This is a genomic window from Pseudolysinimonas yzui (genome assembly GCF_014653215.1).
Taxonomy (GTDB): Bacteria; Actinomycetota; Actinomycetes; order Actinomycetales; family Microbacteriaceae; genus Pseudolysinimonas_A; species Pseudolysinimonas_A yzui.
Map to the genome: position 1 here is coordinate 1 of NZ_BNAI01000014.1, position 17171 is coordinate 17171.

Below are 17171 nucleotides of genomic sequence, written 5' to 3' on the forward strand. Positions count from 1 at the left end.
GCAGCCGCGATGTTGCCACCCCCACGATCCAACGCCTCGAAAAACCGAGCCTTCAACTCCTCAAAAACCACGATCCCCGCAACTCCCAAAAACTCAGGGTGTTGCGGGGATCGCTAGAACCCGCGGTCGGGGTGAGGGCCTTCGCGAAGGTGTTACTTGGCGGCCGCGGCCTTGGCCGGCTTCTCAGCCTTGGCCGGCTTCGCGGTGCCGAGCCCGGCGACGGCCTTGGCGATCGCCGACTTGCGGTTGGCAGCGTTGTTGGCGTGGATGACGCCCTTGCTGGTCGCCTTGTCGAGCTTCTTGGTGGCGACCTTGAGGGCCGCCTGCGCCTTCGCGGCGTCGCCCGTGGCGACAGCTTCACGGGCGGAGCGGATGGCGGTCTTGAGCTCGCTCTTGACGGCCTTGTTGCGCTCCTGCGCCTTCTTGTTGGTGCCGATGCGCTTGATCTGCGACTTGATGTTGGCCATGCGTGATGACTGCTTTCGTAGAAGTGGAAACGGTGTCTACCCGGAGCGGTAGAGGGCGCTTCCGGATCAACCGCGCGGGAGGAAAGACCACGCGGAAACCAAGGGGCTACGTTACCCGATCCCGAGGGTCGGGGCAACGCGGGCGGTGTGCCTGTGGGCGGATCCGGGGGTTCGCCCCACTGTGGCGGGCCGGCGGCATCCGTAGTTTCGAGTCATGACCACGGAAACCCTCACCACCCCGTCGATCGAGTCGACGGCCCCCGCCACCGCCCCCGCCGCCGAGTCGTCCACGTACAGCGTGCTCGGCCTCGTGCTGTCGATCGTCTCCATCCCGACCGGGATGGGTCCGCTGGCGATCGCCGGCGTCATCCTCGGTTTCATCGCCCGCGGCAAGGAGCCCGCCTCCGTCACGACGGCGAACTGGGCGATCATCATCGGCCTGCTGTCGCTGTTCGGCTGGATCATCCTCGCCGTCATCGGTTTCGTGATGTTCGCGCCGTTCGCTCTCGGATTCTGGGCGACGGAGTCGTTCTGGGCGACCGAGGGGTTCTGGTTCTGATCTAGCCTTCCGCAGTCCACGAGAGGGGTTCGCGACTGAAGTACGCGGGCCCCTCTTCGCGCAGCGCATGCTGCACGCGCGCAGTCATCTCGTCGCCCATCGGCGGCATCGCGTCGAGCGGGAACCAGGCGACTTCGCTCGCTTCGCCGTCGACCGGTCGCGGATCGCCGCCGAGGTAGCGGCAGCGGAACGTCAGGTCGAGGTATTGCGCTTCGTCGCCGTTCTCGTAGCGGATGCGGCGGGTCACCCAGGTCGAGGTGAGCCACTGCACCTCGATGTTCACGTTCGCCTCCTCGAGCGCCTCGCGCACGAGGGTGACGGCGGGCTCCTCGCCGGGGTCGATGATGCCGGTGATCGGGGTCCACGCGCCGGTGTCGGAGCGGCGGATCAGCAGGATGCGGTCGCCGTCGACGACGACCGCCGTCGCACCCGCCAACCACAGCGGTGCCCGGCCGATCTTCTCGCGCAGGTCTCTGACGAAGTCGGGGATCGGCATCCCTCGATCGTCGCACGGGCCCGGGTCGGCAGTCTGCGAGAATCGAGACCAAATGCCCCGCGCCACCTCTCCCTTGCCTCCGGCCGCGACCGACCCGTCGCGCATCCGGAACTTCTGCATCATCGCGCACATCGACCACGGCAAGTCGACCCTCGCCGACCGCATGCTCGGCATCACCGGCATCGTCAGCGACCGCGACATGCGCGCCCAGTACCTCGACCGCATGGACATCGAGCGTGAGCGCGGCATCACGATCAAGAGCCAGGCGGTGCGGATGCCGTGGGCGGTCGACGGCACGACGTACGCCCTCAACATGATCGACACCCCCGGACACGTCGACTTCACCTACGAGGTGTCGCGCTCGCTCGCCGCCTGCGAGGGCGCGATCCTGCTGGTTGATGCGGCGCAGGGCATCGAGGCGCAGACGCTCGCGAACCTCTACCTCGCGCTCGACAACGACCTCGAGATCATCCCGGTGCTCAACAAGATCGACCTGCCCGCGGCCGATCCCGAGAAGTACGCCGCCGAGATCGCCGGGCTGATCGGCGGTGACCCGAACGAGGTCATGCGCGTCAGCGGCAAGACCGGGGTCGGCGTCGAGGCGCTGCTCGATCGTGTCGTCGAGCGGGTTCCCGCGCCGAAGGGCGACGCGAACGCCCCCGCCCGCGCGGCGATCTTCGACTCCGTCTACGACTCCTACCGCGGCGTCGTCACCTATGTGCGCATGGTCGACGGTTCGCTCAAGCCGCGGGAGCGCATCCAGATGATGTCGACGCGGGCGATCCACGAGATCCTCGAGATCGGCGTCTCGTCACCCGAACCGACGCCGTCGAACGGCTTGGGGGTCGGCGAGGTCGGCTACATCATCACCGGCGTGAAAGACGTGCGGCAGTCGAAGGTCGGCGACACCGTCACGACCGCGTCGAAGCCGGCGACCGAGGCGCTGCCCGGATACACCGAGCCGCTGCCGATGGTGTTCTCGGGCATCTACCCGATCGACGGCAGCGACTACCCCGACCTGCGCGAAGCCCTCGACAAGCTGAAGCTGTCGGATGCCGCCCTCAACTACGAACCGGAGACCTCGGTCGCGCTCGGGTTCGGTTTCCGCTGCGGATTCCTCGGCCTGCTGCACCTCGAGATCGTCACCGAGCGGCTCGAGCGCGAGTTCGGTCTCGACCTCATCACGACGGCGCCCTCGGTCATCTACGAGGTCACGACCGACGACAAGAAGACCGTCACCGTGACCAACCCGTCGGAGTACCCCGACGGCAAGATCGCGAGCGTGCGCGAGCCGATCGTGAAGGCATCCATCCTCGCCCCGAAGGACTACGTCGGCACGATCATGGAGCTGTGCCAGAGCCGGCGCGGCACCCTCGGCGGCATGGACTACATCGGCACCGACCGCGTCGAACTGCACTACACGATGCCGCTCGGCGAGATCGTGTTCGACTTCTTCGACCAGCTGAAGAGCCGCACCCAGGGCTACGCGTCGCTCGACTACGAGCCCGCCGGCGAGCAGGAGGCCGACCTCGTGAAGGTCGACATCCTGCTGCAGGGGGAGCAGGTGGATGCCTTCAGCGCGATCGTGCACAAAGACAAGGCCTACGCCTACGGCGTGCTGATGACCGGACGCCTGCGCGAGCTCATCCCGCGGCAGCAGTTCGAGGTGCCGATCCAGGCCGCCATCGGCGCCCGCATCATCGCGCGCGAGTCGATCCGCGCGATGCGCAAAGACGTGCTCGCCAAGTGCTACGGCGGCGACATCACCCGCAAGCGCAAGCTGCTCGAGAAGCAGAAGGAGGGCAAGAAGCGCATGAAGATGGTCGGCCGCGTCGAGGTCCCTCAGGAGGCGTTCATCGCCGCCCTCTCCGGTGACGTCGAGAAGAAAGACAAGAAGTAGCTAGCCTGGCGGCGTGAGCATGTCCGCGCCTCCCGGTTGGTACGTCGATCCCGCCCATCCCGGATCCGAGCACTGGTGGGACGGAACCGCGTACACGCAGTCCCGTCCGGCGGCATCTGCGGCCTCGCCCGTGCTCTACGTGGCGGCGCCATACCGTCCGCCGGGTACCTCGCCGAAGAGCCGGACCGTCGCTACGGTGCTCGGCTTCTTTCTCGGCGGCCTGGGCATCGATCGGTTCTATCTCGGCAATATCGGGCTGGGCGTGGCCAAGCTGCTGGTCGGCTGGCTCACCCTCGGAATCTGGCCGTTCATCGACTGGATCATCATCATCGCTGGAGCGGCGCACGACGGCGACGGCCTTCCGGTCGTCAACTGGAGCTGATTCGAGCGAGATGACTGGGCACGTTCTCGATCGACCGGTGTGGCACTCGCTGGTCGGCGCGCACTCGCACCTCGCACGGCGGCTTGGGATCGCGGCCGCGTACGATCCGGCGGTTTCGCCCTTCGCGGGCACTGCCGAAGACGGTGATGCCGCCTGGGCCGACCTCCGCGTCCTGCTCGCTGGCAGGAGCGCGCTGCTGCCTGGTTCTCCCTTCCCTTTGCCACCGGATGTGCGGGTGCCGTTCCGCGCGAACGTGTTCCAGATGGTGGCACCCGAGTGGCGACCCGAGCCGGACCCCGACGCGATCGAACTCGGCCCCGACGACGCTGCCGAGATGCACGACCTGGCGACCCGCACCAAGCCCGGGCCGTTCGAGCTGCGCACCCGCGAACTGGGCCGCTACGTGGGCTATCGGGTCGACGGGCGCCTGGTCGCGATGGCGGGTGAGCGGTTCCACCCGCCGGGCTACACCGAGGTGAGCGCCGTGTGCACCGACCCCGACTTCCGGGGTCGCGGGTACGCCGAACGGGCGATGCGCACGATCGGGGCCGGCATCGTCGCCCGCGGCGAGATCCCGTTCCTCCACGTCGCCACCGACAACCCCGCGATCCGCATCTACGAGCGGCTCGGCTTCGTCACCCGGGTCGAGTACGAGGTGGTACTCGTGGTCGTTCCCCCGTCCTGATGCGTGAGGCGGTCGAGATCCGCATGGCGTCGGTCGGCGTCAACACCGACGGTGACCCCTAGGCTTCGAGCACCAGGGCCGACGCGAAGGATCCGATACCGATGCTGTCACTCCGATCCGCGGTCGTCGCGGGCATCCTCGTCATCCTCGCCGCCCTCGGCGGCTCCGCTGTCGTCTCGTGGGCGGTCGTCTCGAACGCCACATCGACGAGCGCGAGCGGTGCTGACGGTGCCGATGGTTCGGACGGTGCCGACGGGGAGTCCGGCGAGGCAGGTCCCGTGGGCGGTGATGGGCCGGCTGGGAGCCCTGGAGTTCGCGGCTCGGCAGGGCCACAGGGCCCCGCAGGAGCTACCGGACCTGCTGGTGCCGACGGTGCGGATGGGATCGGCACCGCCCTTTCGATTTACGAGGTCACCGCGGGGACGCAAGACATCACGACGAACGACCTGATCGAAGTCCCGGTTGTGTCGATCATCCACACGTCGAGCGATGTCTCACCGGTCGGCGCAGGTTCAACGGTGCAGGTCGAACAGGCAGGGCTGTACCGCATCCAATACTTCCTCCGAGCCGAGAACAACATCGGTGGCGCCTTCAGTGCGTACTTGGATGCCGGCGAAACCGAGGCCGAATCCGGCGGCGCGTTCAACATGGCGCCTTCGGGCTCGACCTACTTCTACGAGTGGACGGTCTCCGAGTCAACGCTCGTCGACCTCGACGCTTTCGAGCAGATCAGCCTCACCGTGACCACGATCGGGTATGAGACCGAATTGCAGCTGCTCTGGATGCGAGTCGAGCGTCTCGCCTGACATCGTGAGGGCCGCGTAGCCTGTCGCCATGGCCGCGACCTGGGATGACGTGAGCGCGATCGCACGCGACCTCCCGTCGGCGGAGGAGGGCATCCGCTTCGACGATCCCATGTGGAAGGTCGGCAAGAACGTCTTCGTCTGGGTGCGGCCGCTGCGGCGCCGCGACCTCGAAGAACTCGGGGATGCCGCCCCGACCGGGGTGATCATCGGAGCGTCGACGGCCGACATCGGCGAGAGGCTGGCCCTCATCGATGAAGACCCCAGGGCCTTCTTCGCGACATCCCACTTCGATAACTACGCCGCCATCCTCATCGCCCTCGACCACGTCGACCCCGATCGGTTGCGTGAGGTCGTCACCGACGCCTGGCTGGCCCGTGCCCCGAAGCGACTCGCGGCCGAATTCGAAAGGGGACTGGCCAGATGAAGTGGATTNCGAGGAGGGGCCGTTCGATCGTCCGCCCGAGGAACCCGCGGAGCTCGATCCCGACTCCGTTCCCTGGGAGCTGCGCGAGGACGACCGTACCTGACTCTCGGACTCGGCGGTCTTCGTCGACGTGTCGTCGATGAGGGACCCGATTTCCGAGAGTTAGGAACGGGCGGGAGAATAGAAGGATGTCCGAAACCCGAGTGACCGACCACCTGCCGATCTGGCAGCGTCCGGTCACCTATGCGGCGATCGGGGCGACCCAGGATGACGACTTCCTGCGTTACCCGCCGAAGGGGTATCGGGCGATCGAGCGCAAGGTGCGGATCGGGCACGGCGAGGAGCGCTGGCACCACGCGTGGACCGAGACGCTGAGCCTCGGTATCCAGCGGCGTTCGGGTTTACGGGTGAAGCGCGTCGAGTCGCCCGCCGAGGTGCTGGAGAACAGCTACAGCCCCGTCACCTTCGATCAGGAGGGGCAGCCGGTGCAGCCGGCATCGACGACATCGGGCGAACAGGTCTACGCCGACACGGGAGCGAAGCTCGTGGCGGCGGGGGAGACCGCGATCCTGCTGCTGGGATGGGGGCCGCTCAGCCTGCGTGCCCCGGTGCGCATCGTGTACGTGATCGACGAGCCCACGCGTCGCGGCTTCGCCTACGGCACGCTGCCCGGGCATCCGGAGAGCGGCGAGGAGGCGTTCATCGTCGAGCAGCGGGAGGACGAGTCGGTGTGGCTCACCATCCGCGCCTTCTCGCGCCCCGCGCATCCCGCGCTCTGGATCGTGTATCCGGTGCTGTGGCTGGTGCAGGCGATCATCACCTCGCGGTACGAGCACGCGCTCACGCGGCCGCTGTCCTGAGCCTCACGATGCCCTCCGCCCTCCCGATCGCCGACCCGGCTCCCGCCGACGGGCTGCTGCCCGCGAGCGTCGCCGAGGATGCGGGGGAGCGCGACTTCGGCGTCTACGTGCATGTGCCGTTCTGCCGGGTGCGCTGCGGATACTGCGACTTCAACACCTACACGGCATCCGAGATCCGCGGGGTGAAGCAGTCCGACTACGCCGGTCAGGCGATCGCCGAGGTGGCGCTCGCCGAGCGGGTGCTGAGGGATGCCGGTGTCCCGCACCGCTCCGCGAGCACCGTGTTCTTCGGCGGCGGCACCCCGACGCTGCTGCCGGTGGCCGACCTCGCCGCGATGCTCGCCGCCGTGCGCGACACCTGGGGTCTCGCACCGGGAGCCGAGGTCACGACCGAGGCGAACCCCGACTCGGTCGACGCCGACTCCCTGCGTGACCTCGCGGCCGCCGGGTTCACCCGCGTCAGCTTCGGGATGCAGTCCGCCGTGCCTCATGTTCTCGCCACGCTGGAGCGCACGCATGACCCGGCGCGCATCCCGTTCGTCGTGCAATGGGCGCGGGATGCCGGGCTGCAGGTGAGCCTCGACCTCATCTACGGAACGCCGGGGGAGTCGCTCGCCGACTGGGCGGCATCCCTCGACCTGGCGCTGGCGCAGCATCCCGACCACCTGTCGGCCTACGCGCTCATCGTCGAAGACGGCACGAAGCTGGCCCGGCAGATCGCCCGCGGCGAGGTCGCGACGCCCGATGACGACCTGCAGGCCGACATGTACGAGCTGGCCGACGAGACCCTCGCGGCCGCCGGTTACGGCTGGTACGAGGTCAGCAACTGGGCGACTGACGACGCTCACCGCAGCCGGCACAACCTCGCCTACTGGACCGGGCAGGACTGGTGGGGTGTCGGACCCGGCGCGCACAGCCACATCGGCGGGGTGCGCTGGTGGAACGTGAAGCATCCCGCCGCCTACGCCGAACGCCTCGGCGCCGGGGTGTCACCGGCGGCGGGCCGCGAGACACTGGATGCCGAAACCCGACGCGTCGAAGCGGTGCTACTGCGGTCGCGCGTGGTCGACGGGCTGCCGGTCGGGATGCTCGAGCCCGCGGGCCGCACGGCGGTGGCGGGGCTCATCGCCGATGGGCTCGTCGAGGGTGCAGCCGCCGTTCAGGGAAACGTCGTGCTGACCCGCCGCGGGCGGCTGCTGGCGGACGCCGTGGTGCGCCGCCTGCTCGGGTGACCGGGGCGGGTCGTCGTCAGCTCAGCGCACGAATTCGATCGCGAACGGGTAGCGGTAGTACTGCCCGTTGTTGGTCGCGATGGCGGCCAGGATGCTGAACACGATTCCCAGCACCGACGCGGCGAGGATGATGAGGATGCCGACGAGGAAGAACGTCGTCGCCACCCCCACGACGTAGGCGATCAGCAGGGTCAACTGGAAGTTGAGCGCCGCCACCATGTTGTAGCGCACGAACGGGCCGCGATCCTTCAGCAGCAGGTAGCCGATCAGCGGCGCGATCCATTGGATGAAGATGCCGCCGATGTGCACGAGCACCGACCACGTCTTCTCGTCGGCCGGGCTCAGGGGTGGCGACGGCTGCGCGTAGGGAGAGGGTTCGGTCATGGCGCCATTAAAGCAAGGAGCCGGGCCCGAAGGCCCGGCTCCCCAGAAACTCTCGACTACTTGATGAGTCGCAGCGCGAACGGGTAGCGGTAGCTCTCGCCGCCGTTGACCTTGACGCCGCCGAGGATCGAGAAGATGACCTGCACCGCGAAGATCGCGAGGTAGAGCACCCAGGCGATCAGGCCGAAGATGCCGAACGTGACGGCGGTGAGGATGGCGGTGATGATGAACAGGGCCACCCACGCGATGACGAGGGTGATCTGGAAGTTCAGCGCCTCCTTGCCTTCGACGTTGGTCTTCGCACCGCGGTCCTTGAAGACGAGCCAGATGATGAGGGAGGGCAGGATGCCGAGCACGCCACCGAAGTGGGCGAACGAGGCCCACTGCTTGTCCTCGGCCTCCGTCAGGGGCGGAGCCGGCTGAGGCGCGGCGGGCTGCGGGGCGGGAGTGGTCATGTGAGGTTGCCTTTCGATGAGCGGATGCCGGGCGGATCGCCGGCGTCAGTGAAGCGCAAGCACAGACCACAAGCTAGCGCGTCGCGATTCCGCGATGCAACGGGTTGGTAACGGCGTGTCGCGCTATCATTGGCAGTCGTTCGATACGAGTGCTAACCACGAAGGGGGCTGAGCGCATGGTCTCCGAGCGCAGCCTCGAGGTGCTTCGCGTCATCGTGCAGGACTACGTCGCCTCGCGCGAGCCGGTCGGGTCGAAGGCGATCGTCGAACGCCACGCGTTCGGCGTCTCGGCCGCCACCATCCGCAATGACATGGCGCAGCTCGAAGAGGAAGAACTCATCGCCGCGCCGCACACGTCGTCGGGTCGGGTGCCCACCGACAAGGGCTACCGGGTGTTCGTCGACCAGCTCACCGAGCTGCGGCCGCTCACGCCCGCGCAACGTCAGGCGATCGAGACGTTCCTCGGCGAAGCCGTCGACCTCGACGATGTGCTCGCCCGCACCGTTCGGCTGTTGTCGCAGTTCACCAGCCAGGTCGCCCTCGCGCAGTACCCCTCCTTCGGCAGTGCCCGGGTGCGGCACATCGAGATCGTCGCGCTCGGTCCCACCCGCCTCATGACGGTGCTGATCACCGACACCGGCCGGGTCGACCAGCGTCTGCTCGATGTCGCCACCCCGATCGACGACGACGCGCTCGCCGAGGTTCGGGGTCGGGTCAACGCGGAACTCGGCGGACTGGCGCTCGCCGACGTCGCCGCGAAGCTCGGCACCCTGCCAGGAGCGTTCCCGCACGAGAACCGCGACCTGGTGCAGGCGGTCACCGCCAGCCTCGGCGAACAGGTCGCGGCGAACCGGCAGGACCGTCTCGTCATGGCGGGCGCCGCGAACCTCGCCCGCACCGAGCGCGACTTCCGCGGCAGCATCTACCCCGTTCTCGAAGCCCTCGAAGAGCAGGTCACGATGCTGAAGCTCTTCGGCGAGATGGAGATCGAGGTCGACGCGGTACGCGCCAGCATCGGCCACGAGCACCAGGCATCGGGCCTCGGCGAGGCGAGCGTCGTCGCGACGGGATACACGACCACCGGCGGCGGGCTCGCGCACCTCGGGGTGCTCGGCCCGACCCGTATGGACTATTCGAACAATATGGCGGCCGTGCGCGCAGTTGCGCGCTACCTGACCCGGCTGCTCGGTGAGGACGATCGGTAAGAGTGACCGACCATTACGGAGTCCTCGGGGTGGACAAGAGTGCCAGCCCCGAGGAGATCAAGAAGGCGTACCGCAAGCTCGCACGTGAGCTGCATCCCGACGTGAATCCCAGCGACGAGGCGGCCGAGCGGTTCAAGCTCGTGACCCACGCCTACGACGTGCTGAGCGATCCCGACCAGCGTGAGCGTTACGACCTCGGTCCGCAGGCCGGCTTCGGCGGCGGGGGCGGCTTCGGGTTCGGCGACATCTTCGAGACGTTCTTCGGCGCGGCGCAGAGCTCCCGCGGACCGCGATCTCGGCGTGAGCGCGGCCAGGACTCCCTGCTGCGGCTCGAGATCGCCCTCGACGAGGTCGTCTTCGGCGTGCACCGCGACATCGAGGTCGACACGGCGGTGTTGTGCGAGACCTGTGCCGGGTCGTGTTGTGCGCCGGGCACCTCGCCGGTCACGTGCGACATCTGCCGGGGCACCGGCCAGATCCAGCGCGCGGTGCGGTCGTTGCTCGGCAACGTCATGACGTCGAGCCCGTGCGGCACCTGCCGCGGCTACGGCACGGTCATCCCGAACCCCTGCCCGACCTGCGCCGGCCAGGGTCGGGTGCGCGCCAAGCGCACCCTCTCGCTCGACATCCCCGCGGGCGTCGAGACCGGCACCCGCCTCCACCTCCCCGGCCAGGGCGAGGCCGGACCGGCGGGCGGCCCGAACGGCGATGTCTACCTCGAGGTGAAGGTCAAGCACCACGACGTGTTCAGCCGCAACGGCGACGACCTGCTCGCGACGCTCGAAGTGCAGATGACGGATGCCGTGCTCGGCACCCAGGTGACGCTCGCCTCGCTCGACGGTGACGTCACCATCGAGATCAAGCCGGGCACGCAGAGCGCCGACGTGGTCACCGTCAAGGATCGCGGCATCACCCACCTGCGCGGCCAGGGCCGCGGCGACCTGCGGGTCGGCATCCAGGTGGTCACCCCGGTGCGACTCAACTCGAAAGAGCTGAAGCTCATGCAGGAGTTCGCCGCCTCCCGTCGCCCCGTGCCGCCGGAGTTCGCCACCTTCCAGCAGGGTCTCTTCTCGAAACTCCGCGACCGCTTCCTCGGCGTCTGAGTCGTGGCTTCCCTCTACCTCGCCTCCGATCTGACGGATCGGGATGTCGTGGCGGGGTCGGTCGTGCAGGTGACGGGGGATGAGGCCCGGCACGCGATCACGGTCGCGCGGGTTCGGGTCGGCGAGAAGCTCTCGGTGTCGGACGGCGACGGTCTGCTCGCGTTCGGGACGGTGACCTCGACGGAGGGGGGAATCGTCAGCGTCGAGGTGGAATCGGCAGCCCGGCATCCAGCTCCGCTCCCGGAACTGTGGCTGGCGCAGGCGCTCGCGAAGGGCGACCGCGACGAGCTGGCGGTGCAGGCGGCGACCGAACTCGGGGTGGCAGGGGTCATCCCGTGGGCGGCAGAGCGGTCGATCTCGCGCTGGGAGGGGGTGAAGGCCGCCAAGGGGCGGGACCGCTGGGCATCGATCGTGCGCGAAGCGACGAAGCAGTCGATCCGCCCCCGGGTGCCGGTCGTCGAGCCGATCGCGTCGACCGGGGCGCTCACGAAACTGCCGGGTCGCATCCTCGTGCTCGAACCCGACGCGACCACGCGCCTCACCGAAGTCGAACTCGACGGTGACCGCATCACCCTGGTCGTCGGCCCGGAGGGCGGCATCGCGCCGCGCGAACTCGACGCGTTCGCCGCCGCCGGCGCGACGCTCGTGCGGCTCGGGCCCGAGGTGCTGCGTACCTCGACGGCCGGCCCGGCAGCGCTCGCCGTGCTCAACACCCGGCTGGGGCGCTGGTGAAACCCTAAGCTGGAACCCATGTCAGAGCCGAGCGTGTTCGAGCGCATCGTCGCGGGGGAGATCCCGTCGACGAAGGTGTTCGAGAACGAGCGCGTGCTCGGCATCCGCGACATCGCGCCGCAGGCGCCCGTGCACCTGCTGGTCTTCCCGAAGTCGGGGGAGTACCCGAACGTGTCCGCACTCGCCGCCGCCGACCCGGCCCTGCTGGCCGAGATCGTCGCCGTCGCTCAGCAACTCGCCGACGAGCACTGCGGCGGGCAGTACCGGCTCGTCTTCAACACCGGGTCGGATGTCGGCCAGACGGTGTTCCACGTACATGCCCATGTCTTGGGTGGCGGCCTTCCCGAAGGGCGGATGGCGTGACCGATTCCGGCTCTGCTGATCCACAACGCGCGGAGCTCGAGGTCGACGGCGTCGCAATGGTCCGGTTGCTCGGGCCGCAGGACCGCCTGCTGTCGACGATCGAGAAGAGCTACCCCGAGGTGACCGTGCTCGTGCGCGGCAACCACGTGACCCTCGAGGGTCCCGACGAGCAGGTGCGAGCCGCCGAACGCCTCGTGCAGGAGCTGGTGGCGATGGTGAAGAACGGCGTCGACCTGGGTGAGGCCGACGTGACGAGCGGCGCCCGCATCCTGGAACGTGGCGAGGGCAGCCCCGCCGAGGTGCTGAGCCAGGCGATCCTCACCAGCCGGGGCAAGAGCATCCGACCGAAGACCCTGGGCCAGAAGGCCTACGTCGACGCGATCGACCAGAACACGATCGTGTTCGGTATCGGCCCCGCCGGAACCGGCAAGACCTACCTCGCGATGGCGAAAGCCGTGCAGGCGCTGCAGCGCAAAGAGGTCGACCGCATCATCCTGAGCCGCCCGGCGATCGAGGCGGGGGAGCGGCTCGGCTTCCTGCCCGGCACTCTCAACGACAAGATCGACCCCTACCTGCGGCCGTTGTACGACGCGCTCAACGAGATGATGGACCCCGAGCTGGTGCCGAAGCTGCTCGCCGCCGGCACCGTCGAGGTCGCTCCGCTCGCCTACATGCGCGGTCGCACCCTCAACAACGCGTTCGTCGTGCTCGACGAGGCGCAGAACACGACGCCCGAGCAGATGAAGATGTTCCTCACCCGGCTCGGGTTCGGCACCCGCATGGTGGTCACGGGCGACATCACCCAGGTCGACCTGCCGATCGGCGCCTCGGGTCTGCAGCTGGTGAGCAAGATCCTGAACGAGATGGACGACATCCACTTCGCCCGGCTCACGAGCGAGGATGTGGTGCGCCACTCGCTCGTCGGAAGGATCGTCGACCGCTACACCGCCTACGACGCACAACAGCAGGCCCGTCGCTACGAACGGGAGAACCCCGCCATCGTCAACCCCGACGGGGCGAACCGCGCCGAGCGGCGCGGGCACGGCCCGCAGGACCGCAAGCAGCCCGGCCCCGAGCGCCCGCGGCGGAGGAAGCCGTGAGCATCGAGATCAACAACGAGTCGGGTGTCGAGGTCGACGAGTCGTCGCTGCAGCGACTGACCACCTTCGCGCTCGACCACCTGCACGTGCACCCGGATGCCGAACTGGCGATCCTGCTCGTCGACGAGGCCGCGATGGAGCAGTTGCACGTGCAGTGGATGGATGAGCCGGGCCCGACCGACGTGCTCTCCTTCCCGATGGACGAGCTGCGGCCCGGAAGCGAAGACGAGATCACCCCTCCCGGGTTGCTCGGCGACCTGGTGATCTGCCCGCAGGTCGCGATCGCACAGGCTCAAGAGGCGGGTCACAGCCCGGCCGACGAGATGCACCTGCTCACGGCGCACGGCATCCTGCACCTGCTCGGCTACGACCACGCCGAACCCGACGAGGAACGCGAGATGTTCGACGTGCAGCGCGAGATCCTCGTCGGATTCACGCTCGCCGAACGACGACGCTGATGGGGCTGCGCTCGTGGAACTGATCGGGCTCTTCGTCGCGCTCGCCGCCCTGCTCGTCGCCTTCGGCGGCCTGCTCGCCTCCGCCGACGCGGCACTCGGCACCCTCAGTCGCATCGATCTGGCCGACCTCGCAGCGCACAGCCGATTCAAGAAGTCGCTGCTCGCGATCGCCGCCGACACCGGGGCCCACGTCACCGCCATCAACTTCGTGCGCGTGCTGTCGGAGACGACGGCGGCCGTGCTCGTGACCCTCGCGTTCGCGCTCGTGCTGACCGACTGGTGGTGGGTGCTGCTCGCTTCGGTCATCGTCATGACGGGCGCCACCTTCGTGCTGGTCGGGTCGAGCCCCCGTTCGGTCGGACGCGCCAACGCCCGGCCGATCCTCGCGTTCGCGGCCCCCATCGTGCGCTTCGTGCGGGTGCTCATCGGCCCGCTCGCCGTCGGGCTCGTCGCCCTCGGCAACCGCGTCACCCCGGGCCGCCCGCCGGTGATCACGTTCTCGAGCGAGCAGCAGCTGCTGAGCATGGTGGATGAGGCGGCCGAGGCCGACGTGCTCGAACAGGACGACCGTGAGCTCATCCACTCGATCTTCGAATGGGGCGACACCGTCGTGCGCGAGGTCATGGTGCCGCGCACCGACATGGAGACGATCGACGACGACGCCAGCCTGGCCTTCGCGATGACCGAGTTCCTGCGCACGGGGCACTCCCGCATGCCGGTCGTGGGCAAGGATGCCGACGAGGTGTTCGGCGTGCTCTATCTGCGCGACGTGGCCCGACTGAGTTTCGAGCAGCCGCTCGATGCCGCGTCGGTGACCGCTCGCGAGTTGGCTCGCCCGGCCGAGTTCGTGCCGGAGTCGAAGATGGCCGACGACACCCTGCGGCAGATGCAGCTCAAGAGCATCCACCTCGCCCTCGTCGTCGACGAGTACGGCGGAATCGCGGGGCTCGTGACGCTCGAAGACCTCATCGAGGAGCTGGTCGGCGACATCGCCGACGAGTACGACCGCGAGACGCCCGACGCGACCCACCTCGGCGGCGGCGTCTACCGGGTGAGCGCGCGGCTGCCGCTCGACGAGCTGGGTGACCTGTTCGGCATCGAACTCGACGACGACGACGTCGACTCCGCCGGCGGGTTGCTCACCAAAGTGCTCGGCCGGTTGCCGCAGACCGGATCGACGGTGGAGTTCTCGGGGCTGAAGCTGCGCGCCGAACGCGTCGAGGGCCGACGCAAGCTGTTGCGCACGATCATCGTCGAAGCCGACCAGGCCCTCATCGACGCGAAGGCCGCCTTCGGCGACGAGAAGAAGGAGTCGACGGATGAGTAGCCCGAAGGGCGCGTCGAAACCGTCCCCCATCCATCGCGCCGGCTTCGTGTCGTTCGTCGGCCGTCCGAACGTCGGCAAGTCGACGCTCACCAACGCCCTCGTCGGTGAGAAGGTCGCGATCACGTCGTCGAAGCCGCAGACCACCCGCCGCGCCATCCGCGGAATCGTGCACGCGGCCGACGGCCAGCTGATCATCGTCGACACCCCCGGCATCCATCGCCCCCGCACCCTGCTCGGCCAGCGCCTCAACGACGTCGTCACGGCGACGCTCGGCGACGTCGACGTCATCGGCATGTGCTTCCCGGCGAACGAGCGGATCGGCCCCGGCGACCGGTTCATCAACGAGTCGCTGAACGACTTCCCGCGGGCGAAGAAGGTCGCGATCGTCACCAAGATCGACGCCACCTCGCGCCCCGCCGTCGCGCAGCAGTTGCTCGCGGTGAGCGAGCTGCGCGACTGGGAGGCGATCGTCCCGGTGTCGGCGACCAGCCGCATCCAGCTCGATGTGCTGCTGAAGGAGCTGGTCGCGCTGCTTCCCGAGTCGCCGTCGCTCTACCCCGACGAGCAGCGCACCGACGAGACCCTCGAGGCCCGCATCTCGGAACTCATCCGCGAAGCCGCACTCGAAGGCGTCTCGGACGAGCTGCCGCACTCGCTCGCGGTCACGATCGACGACATGGTCGAACGCGACGACAAGGACCTCGTGGAGATCTACGCGAACCTCTGGGTCGAGCGCGACAGCCAGAAGGGCATCGTCATCGGCCACGGCGGCGAACGACTCCAGGATGTCGGCGCCCGGGCCCGCGCGCAGATCGAGCCGCTCGTCGGCAAGCAGGTGTTCCTGTCGCTGCGCGTGAAGGTCGCCCGCGAGTGGCAGCGCGACCCGAAACAGCTGGGCCGCCTCGGTTTCTGACCCCTCACCGGCGCGCGAAATGCCCGTATCTGCCGCACCTCGCCGTTTGCGCGTGGCCTTTAGCGGCACTTCGCGCGTCCTCCTCAGGGCACGACGGACGGAAGTCATACGCGGGGGAGGAGGTCTGTCGCCTGAGCGGGCAGGCAACGGGCGAGTGTCGTTGGATGCTGCCTGCCCTTCCCCCCGAGTTCGATGAGGCGCCGTTCACTGTGGCGGAGGCGCTCCGGCGAGGTGTACGGCCTGACCGCCTTCGGCGCCGGGACCTGCGAGCCGACTTTCACGGGGTGCGACAACCGGCACACCTCCCGGACAGTTTCGAACTCCGCTGCCGTGCCTACGCGACGCGTCTGCGACCGGGGCAGTTCTTCAGCCACGTCACGGCGGCGTTGATATGGGGAATGCGGATGCCGTGGTGGAGCGAGCAAGGGCCCCTCCACGTCACGACGGTACGACCGGCGAGGACGCCCGCACACGCGGCGTCGTCGGGCACCACACAGACGGGCCGGGCGCCGAACTGGTCATGCATCGCGGGCTCCTGGTTCCGAGACCGGCAGAGGTCTGGCGGATGCTGTCGTCGCAACTCTCGGTCGACGAACTGATCATCGCCGGCGATGGCCTCGTGTGTCGGCGCGACCCGCTCGCGACGATGGCACAACTCCGTCGGGCTCTCGCAGTCAACGCCGGCCGCCGCGGAAACCTGTCTCTTCGCGCGGCGTTCGAGCAGGTGCGCCCGAGAACCGACTCACAACGGGAGACGACGCTGAGGCTCTTGGTCGTTCGCGCCGGGCTGCCGGAGCCGGAGGTGAACGGAAGACTCACGAGCGACGAGGAGCGAGAGCGATACGGAGACCTGGTCTTTCGTCCGTGGCGAGTCGTGCTCGAGTACGAAGGCGTTCAACACCAGCAATCCCGGGCGGCCTACCTTGACGACATCGACCGATTCGACGATCTCTCACCCCGCTGGCGCTTCGTTCGAGTCACGAAGGAGCACAGCGCTGAGCAGATCGTTCGTCGCACAACAGCCGCGCTCCGCGACGCGGGTTGGCGCCCGTAGACCGCGAGGTGCCGATTTGTGTCGCGCAGTTTCGGCCAGGTGCGGCAGAAATGGGCATTTCGCACGCCCCGTCGCGAGGATGATCGCGGATCAACCCGGCGACGGATGCCGTCGGCCCGGTCGCGCCGTAGCGTGGGGATCAGTGTCAGGGTGACATTGCCGCGTTGCGGTGGTTGGCTCCTGATCACTGGGTGTCTGGCTCTTAGCGTGGGTGCCGCCTTCGGGCTGGCGAGCATGCGTTTTGCCGACGCCCGGTGTGATGGACC

The 17171-nt window shown here is 68.4% G+C and carries 21 protein-coding genes; 17 read left to right on the forward strand and 4 right to left on the reverse strand.

The features are described from left to right. Window positions 1–152 precede the first annotated feature (152 nt). Complete coding sequence (gene rpsT, locus IE173_RS15150) at window positions 153–467, reverse strand: 30S ribosomal protein S20 (protein WP_191284365.1); 315 nt, start codon at window positions 465–467, stop codon at window positions 153–155. Between the two features lie 214 nt (window positions 468–681). Here rpsT and IE173_RS15155 point away from each other — a divergent pair, with 214 nt between their 5' ends. Next, window positions 682–1026 (forward strand): hypothetical protein, encoded by a 345-nt coding sequence (locus IE173_RS15155; protein ID WP_191284366.1) that lies wholly within the window; start codon window positions 682–684, stop codon window positions 1024–1026. A 1-nt stretch (window position 1027) separates the two neighbouring features. Here IE173_RS15155 and IE173_RS15160 read toward each other — a convergent pair whose 3' ends face one another. Further along, window positions 1028–1522, reverse strand: coding sequence for an NUDIX hydrolase (locus IE173_RS15160; RefSeq protein ID WP_191284367.1), 495 nt, complete (start codon window positions 1520–1522; stop codon window positions 1028–1030). Window positions 1523–1574: 52 nt separating this feature from the next. On the opposite strand from IE173_RS15160, the gene lepA reads away from it, so the two are divergent. The 7 genes from lepA (at window position 1575) to hemW (ending at window position 7811) form a co-directional block, all read left to right on the forward strand. Next, window positions 1575–3422: a translation elongation factor 4 gene (gene lepA / locus IE173_RS15165; RefSeq protein ID WP_191284368.1), complete on the forward strand. Its 1848-nt coding sequence runs from the start codon at window positions 1575–1577 to the stop codon at window positions 3420–3422. 19 nt (window positions 3423–3441) lie between these two features. Continuing rightward, a complete protein-coding gene (locus IE173_RS15170; protein WP_229842152.1) occupies window positions 3442–3804 on the forward strand; it encodes an NINE protein in 363 nt (120 codons plus the stop codon). Window positions 3805–3814: 10 nt separating this feature from the next. Then, window positions 3815–4489, forward strand: a complete 675-nt coding sequence (locus IE173_RS15175; protein ID WP_191284370.1) for a GNAT family N-acetyltransferase — start codon at window positions 3815–3817, stop codon at window positions 4487–4489. Window positions 4490–4590: 101 nt separating this feature from the next. Then, the gene (locus IE173_RS15180; RefSeq protein ID WP_191284371.1) at window positions 4591–5295 is read left to right on the forward strand and encodes a collagen-like protein; all 705 of its coding nucleotides are present in this window, start codon (window positions 4591–4593) and stop codon (window positions 5293–5295) included. Window positions 5296–5323: 28 nt separating this feature from the next. Next, window positions 5324–5719 (forward strand): MmcQ/YjbR family DNA-binding protein, encoded by a 396-nt coding sequence (locus tag IE173_RS15185; RefSeq protein WP_191284372.1) that lies wholly within the window; start codon window positions 5324–5326, stop codon window positions 5717–5719. Window positions 5720–5907: 188 nt separating this feature from the next. Further along, window positions 5908–6579 carry a DUF1990 family protein gene (locus tag IE173_RS15190; RefSeq protein WP_229842151.1) on the forward strand — a complete coding sequence of 224 codons (672 nt, stop codon included), beginning with the start codon at window positions 5908–5910 and terminating at the stop codon, window positions 6577–6579. A gap of 8 nt (window positions 6580–6587) precedes the next feature. Further along, entirely contained in the window at window positions 6588–7811 is a 1224-nt protein-coding gene (gene hemW, locus IE173_RS15195; RefSeq protein ID WP_191284373.1) for a radical SAM family heme chaperone HemW, read from the forward strand. A gap of 21 nt (window positions 7812–7832) precedes the next feature. On the opposite strand, the gene IE173_RS15200 is transcribed toward hemW, so the two are convergent. Both IE173_RS15200 and IE173_RS15205 read right to left on the reverse strand, forming a co-directional pair. Further along, a complete protein-coding gene (locus IE173_RS15200; protein ID WP_191284374.1) occupies window positions 7833–8195 on the reverse strand; it encodes a DUF4870 domain-containing protein in 363 nt (120 codons plus the stop codon). 56 nt (window positions 8196–8251) lie between these two features. Continuing rightward, window positions 8252–8650, reverse strand: coding sequence for a DUF4870 domain-containing protein (locus IE173_RS15205; protein WP_191284375.1), 399 nt, complete (start codon window positions 8648–8650; stop codon window positions 8252–8254). A 176-nt stretch (window positions 8651–8826) separates the two neighbouring features. Between IE173_RS15205 and hrcA the strand changes: the two genes are divergently transcribed. The 9 genes from hrcA to IE173_RS15250 all read left to right on the forward strand — a co-directional run bounded on the left by hrcA (window position 8827) and on the right by IE173_RS15250 (window position 16905). Further along, a complete protein-coding gene (gene hrcA, locus IE173_RS15210) occupies window positions 8827–9855 on the forward strand; it encodes a heat-inducible transcriptional repressor HrcA (protein WP_191284376.1) in 1029 nt (342 codons plus the stop codon). A 2-nt stretch (window positions 9856–9857) separates the two neighbouring features. Further along, window positions 9858–10958, forward strand: a complete 1101-nt coding sequence (gene dnaJ / locus IE173_RS15215; RefSeq protein WP_191284377.1) for a molecular chaperone DnaJ — start codon at window positions 9858–9860, stop codon at window positions 10956–10958. 3 nt (window positions 10959–10961) lie between these two features. Then, window positions 10962–11690: a 16S rRNA (uracil(1498)-N(3))-methyltransferase gene (locus IE173_RS15220; RefSeq protein WP_191284378.1), complete on the forward strand. Its 729-nt coding sequence runs from the start codon at window positions 10962–10964 to the stop codon at window positions 11688–11690. An 18-nt stretch (window positions 11691–11708) separates the two neighbouring features. After that, the gene (locus IE173_RS15225) at window positions 11709–12053 is read left to right on the forward strand and encodes an HIT domain-containing protein (RefSeq protein ID WP_191284379.1); all 345 of its coding nucleotides are present in this window, start codon (window positions 11709–11711) and stop codon (window positions 12051–12053) included. Window positions 12054–12109: 56 nt separating this feature from the next. After that, window positions 12110–13153 carry a PhoH family protein gene (locus IE173_RS15230; protein WP_191284384.1) on the forward strand — a complete coding sequence of 348 codons (1044 nt, stop codon included), beginning with the start codon at window positions 12110–12112 and terminating at the stop codon, window positions 13151–13153. Next, window positions 13150–13611 carry an rRNA maturation RNase YbeY gene (gene ybeY / locus IE173_RS15235; protein ID WP_191284380.1) on the forward strand — a complete coding sequence of 154 codons (462 nt, stop codon included), beginning with the start codon at window positions 13150–13152 and terminating at the stop codon, window positions 13609–13611. Before IE173_RS15230 ends, ybeY begins: the two co-directional genes overlap by 4 nt. 13 nt (window positions 13612–13624) lie before the next feature. Further along, window positions 13625–14938, forward strand: coding sequence for a hemolysin family protein (locus IE173_RS15240; RefSeq protein WP_308433113.1), 1314 nt, complete (start codon window positions 13625–13627; stop codon window positions 14936–14938). Then, entirely contained in the window at window positions 14931–15851 is a 921-nt protein-coding gene (era, locus tag IE173_RS15245; protein WP_191284381.1) for a GTPase Era, read from the forward strand. The genes IE173_RS15240 and era overlap by 8 nt, the downstream gene beginning before the upstream one ends. A gap of 409 nt (window positions 15852–16260) precedes the next feature. After that, a complete protein-coding gene (locus IE173_RS15250) occupies window positions 16261–16905 on the forward strand; it encodes a hypothetical protein (protein ID WP_191284382.1) in 645 nt (214 codons plus the stop codon). Window positions 16906–17171 lie beyond the last annotated feature (266 nt).

Bases quoted from the DNA above. Each gene is read 5' to 3' on its own strand.
- rpsT (WP_191284365.1), bottom strand. From the start codon at position 467: ATGGCCAACATCAAGTCGCAGATCAAGCGCATCGGCACCAACAAGAAG.
- IE173_RS15155 (WP_191284366.1), top strand. From the start codon at position 682: ATGACCACGGAAACCCTCACCACCCCGTCGATCGAGTCGACGGCCCCC.
- IE173_RS15160 (WP_191284367.1), bottom strand. From the start codon at position 1,522: ATGCCGATCCCCGACTTCGTCAGAGACCTGCGCGAGAAGATCGGCCGG.
- lepA (WP_191284368.1), top strand. From the start codon at position 1,575: ATGCCCCGCGCCACCTCTCCCTTGCCTCCGGCCGCGACCGACCCGTCG.
- IE173_RS15170 (WP_229842152.1), top strand. From the start codon at position 3,442: ATGTCCGCGCCTCCCGGTTGGTACGTCGATCCCGCCCATCCCGGATCC.
- IE173_RS15175 (WP_191284370.1), top strand. From the start codon at position 3,815: ATGACTGGGCACGTTCTCGATCGACCGGTGTGGCACTCGCTGGTCGGC.
- IE173_RS15180 (WP_191284371.1), top strand. From the start codon at position 4,591: ATGCTGTCACTCCGATCCGCGGTCGTCGCGGGCATCCTCGTCATCCTC.
- IE173_RS15185 (WP_191284372.1), top strand. From the start codon at position 5,324: ATGGCCGCGACCTGGGATGACGTGAGCGCGATCGCACGCGACCTCCCG.
- IE173_RS15190 (WP_229842151.1), top strand. From the start codon at position 5,908: ATGTCCGAAACCCGAGTGACCGACCACCTGCCGATCTGGCAGCGTCCG.
- hemW (WP_191284373.1), top strand. From the start codon at position 6,588: ATGCCCTCCGCCCTCCCGATCGCCGACCCGGCTCCCGCCGACGGGCTG.
- IE173_RS15200 (WP_191284374.1), bottom strand. From the start codon at position 8,195: ATGACCGAACCCTCTCCCTACGCGCAGCCGTCGCCACCCCTGAGCCCG.
- IE173_RS15205 (WP_191284375.1), bottom strand. From the start codon at position 8,650: ATGACCACTCCCGCCCCGCAGCCCGCCGCGCCTCAGCCGGCTCCGCCC.
- hrcA (WP_191284376.1), top strand. From the start codon at position 8,827: ATGGTCTCCGAGCGCAGCCTCGAGGTGCTTCGCGTCATCGTGCAGGAC.
- IE173_RS15225 (WP_191284379.1), top strand. From the start codon at position 11,709: ATGTCAGAGCCGAGCGTGTTCGAGCGCATCGTCGCGGGGGAGATCCCG.
- IE173_RS15230 (WP_191284384.1), top strand. From the start codon at position 12,110: ATGGTCCGGTTGCTCGGGCCGCAGGACCGCCTGCTGTCGACGATCGAG.
- era (WP_191284381.1), top strand. From the start codon at position 14,931: ATGAGTAGCCCGAAGGGCGCGTCGAAACCGTCCCCCATCCATCGCGCC.